4 protein-coding genes and 1 pseudogene are annotated in these 3,330 nt (G+C 38.7%); all 5 read right to left on the bottom strand.

What is annotated here, in order from left to right; genetic code table 11:
• Positions 1–88: 88 nt before the first annotated feature.
• Positions 89–721: a class I SAM-dependent methyltransferase gene (locus E7303_RS17920; protein ID WP_292146827.1), complete on the bottom strand. Its 633-nt coding sequence runs from the start codon at positions 719–721 to the stop codon at positions 89–91.
• Between the two features lie 69 nt (positions 722–790).
• On the bottom strand, positions 791–1,321 hold the full coding sequence (locus tag E7303_RS17915) for a GNAT family N-acetyltransferase (RefSeq protein ID WP_330601722.1): 531 nt from the start codon (positions 1,319–1,321) through the stop codon (positions 791–793).
• 42 nt (positions 1,322–1,363) lie between these two features.
• Positions 1,364–2,035 (bottom strand): hypothetical protein, encoded by a 672-nt coding sequence (locus E7303_RS17910; protein ID WP_292146824.1) that lies wholly within the window; start codon positions 2,033–2,035, stop codon positions 1,364–1,366.
• A gap of 63 nt (positions 2,036–2,098) precedes the next feature.
• Complete coding sequence (locus E7303_RS17905; RefSeq protein ID WP_292146823.1) at positions 2,099–2,938, bottom strand: class I SAM-dependent methyltransferase; 840 nt, start codon at positions 2,936–2,938, stop codon at positions 2,099–2,101.
• A gap of 29 nt (positions 2,939–2,967) precedes the next feature.
• A pseudogene (locus E7303_RS17900) lies at positions 2,968–3,330 on the bottom strand (radical SAM mobile pair protein B); the annotation flags it as partial.

The raw sequence follows: 3,330 nt of genomic DNA, 5'->3' as shown, positions 1-3,330 counted from the left end.
GTGCTTCCAAATCTTCTTTTTTTGCTTCTCGTATCATCAGCTGATAATCCTTACCTCCTTAACCTGGAATATATTCCAATTTATCGTTCTATCCCATTTTTCCATTTTGAAAATCCATTCTGATAAATGCCTTTCCATTAGGAAGTGGGATCCTTGCCTGGAGTATGTCCTTATATCCTATCTCCTGCATTTTTGTTAAAAGTGAATCCTCGTCCATCTGATGATGTACCTCATCCAGTCCGTCAAACGCATGCAAATAGGGAGAATCTGATACCCACTGCTTATCATCCACATTGATCTGAATCAAACTAGAAACATATTCAGGATTCACTTTACAAACCACTCTCTGAAATGCATCATACCCAATATACTCTATAAGAAGGTTTGCTATCAGCAACTGCACTCCGGGAAGCTGATCAGCATCGTTGATCAGATCTATCTTCAAGCATTTCAGTACATCAGACAAATGTGCATATCGTTCCGAAACTATTCGAAGATAATCCTCATTGATATCCACTCCATAAACAGTCCGGTACTTATCCCGGCTTACATGCTCCAAGCCATTTCCACCGGCGACTCCAAGGACCATAGCCGTTGAAACCGGATAATCTTCAAACTGCTCCTTCATTATTGAATTCATGATTTGGAGTTGTTTAACAGAATCAAGGCTCATATGATTCTCATAATCATTCAAACTGATTTCTTCCCACGGATTACTCATAATTCTCCTCGACTATACTGAAATATCTTCCAACTTTATGTTCTATCATTCATCTCGACAAACCTGAATCTACAGTGCTAATTCCATCAGCCAGCAATCTACTTTTTCTCCCTCAAACATCTCATGTTTTGGAAGTGATTTAATGATTTCAAACCCGGCTTTCTCGTATGCCATTATAGCCCTTTTATTATCTTGGTGCGGGTCAAGAAGAACTCGTTCCGCAGCCATATTTTCTTTCAGATGAGAAGCCATCATTTTCAAAAAAGATGAGCCTATTCCCTTACTCCAGTATTTCGGCTCACCTATAAACTGATCCATAGCAAACACTATATGTCCATCGTCAAGATAGTCATATTCATCGAACAATTCACCACTCAATTGATAGGCCTGTGCATATCCGATGGGGGATTTCTTATACTCGATGATCATTCTGAATCCATCTGGAATTTCTTCCAAAAAATGTGCAGACAAAGTATCCATCGTAAACCTGACGTCACGACCTTCGTAATACTCCAGCACTCTCTTATCTGTCAACCATTTAAACATGAGTGGAAGATCTGTTTCCGTAAAATCTCGGATTGTTATTTCATCTTTTTCTATTTTCACGTAATCCTCCCCGCAAACTCGAATTTGATTGATGATTTAAAATACCTTATCATACAAGTCTTTATAGTCAGCCTCTGTTATCTCATTATCATCTAAATAATAAGTCTTTATTCCATCATCTTCCCAGTCCTCCCATCCAAATTTGAATGAGTCTACAACCTCTAAATTGCCATTAAACTTGGTTAATACATATGTACATCTTCCACCGTGAGTTGTATCACTGTGAACAATCCAATATGCTCCATCATACTGAGTGAAAGAACACATTGCTGCTGTTCCTTCCCCTTGAGCAAAACATACTACTTTTCCATCTTTGCAATCAAAGCACATATCGCCATACATTGCATTTTCAAGTATAAATTCAACATCTCCATCATTGTCTAAATCTACTGGATCAACTTTAGTGACTGCTAAGCTAGCATCAAATTCCTCTTCTGGTGTAGTTTCTTCAAACTGAAAACTAGTGTTATCCATAGTCCAAGTAGTATCGTCATAATATGAACGTGCCTCGGCAGTGATTTTACCATCACAAAATGCCTGAAATAATTCCTCAGGCGACATATCGTTGGTTTGTTCAACAGAACTAATATTGTTTTTACCATTATCTGATGCATTGTTATTAAGAACATACCATGTAGCACATCCACCTAGTAAAATAAGCGCTACAAGTATTGTAATAATTAAAAATATCTTCTTATTTTTTTTCATAATATTTCCTCCTTTCAAATATTTCTTCTCTGCTTTTCATATTCAAACTCCGATTTGCTTATTTCAACGGGTAGTTATTTTTTTCAGTACTGCCAATGCAGCATAATGAAGTACCTCGAATTGCTCAGGCGCTATTTCATCAAGCAATTCCCTGTGTTCTTCATCCCATTTTTCAAGTTCTTCCTCCGACAATGACGCACCCACGCCTCGAGAGGCTTTCATCCGCCCATGCCATGATTCTTTAGTAAAGGATATCTTCAAATCGTATTCTTCATGATCTTCCAATTCGAAATACTCATAAGTCACATTGGGGATCCATATTGCATGTTTGGTCTCCCCGCCACCTGTCCAGTTAGGACTATATTTCAGAACAAGCTCCTCACTTTTTCCTGCTATCTTATCTTCAAAGGGAAGCCATGCCATATATAGGATCAGCAGCCTTCCATCCGGCTTAAGAATGTCAGCCAATTTGGGCATAACCCGCTCATGATCGAAATACCAGAAACACTGACAAGCCGTAATTACATCATAGCTTTCTTTTGGAAAATCAATTTCTTCTGTAGGTACCGTTTGAAAATCAATCTTCATATCGGCGTCTTCCGACAGGCGTTTAGCTTGTTCTATCTGTTCAGGAGAGATATCAGTTCCTGTCCAATTTGCTCCATACCGGTACATATTACGTGGCAGTACGCCGGTTCCTGTCCCAAGATCGAGCACATTCTGTCCATCTATGCAAAGCCCTCTATCTGCAATCCTCTGATAAAATTCATTCGGATAGACATCCCTGTATTTTGCGTATTCTTCAGAAGTTCTTCCCCAGTCAAACGCCTTCCCGGCATCTATACGTCTATCAATTATCATAGAAATAATCCTTCCGTTTATTCCATTTTTTAAATAATACATGGGGTATTATATTCCAATTTATTCTTCCATCAAGGATTATGTATTACATTTCTCTTTCCACTATTGGCAGTTCCTCTTACTTCTTCGTGGTAAAAGTAATCTACGATTGTTGGATGTCCTTTCTCTACTCTCTCATACGGAGTTTCATTATCAACAAACCTGCAATCATACTTTTTAGCCAGCTCTTCTGCTTTCTTTTCCAGCGCTTCAAAATAGCTGCGGTTCTTTTTGTTATAAATTTCGTCATACAGCGGCACCAGATCCGGATGTTTATCGGAAATGTATTTCATGATATCTGCCTTAAAACCTCCGCGAAGATCCAGATCTCTTAGTACAAGGTCTGACTTTGTGCAGATAAGTATGTCCGCACCACTGTCCTTTAGTTCTTCCAG

The organism is Butyrivibrio sp. (assembly GCF_015056685.1).
Lineage (GTDB): Bacteria > Bacillota > Clostridia > Lachnospirales > Lachnospiraceae > Butyrivibrio.
The sequence above is the reverse complement of the archived record's forward strand: the minus strand, read 5'-3'. Positions and strand labels throughout refer to the sequence as shown.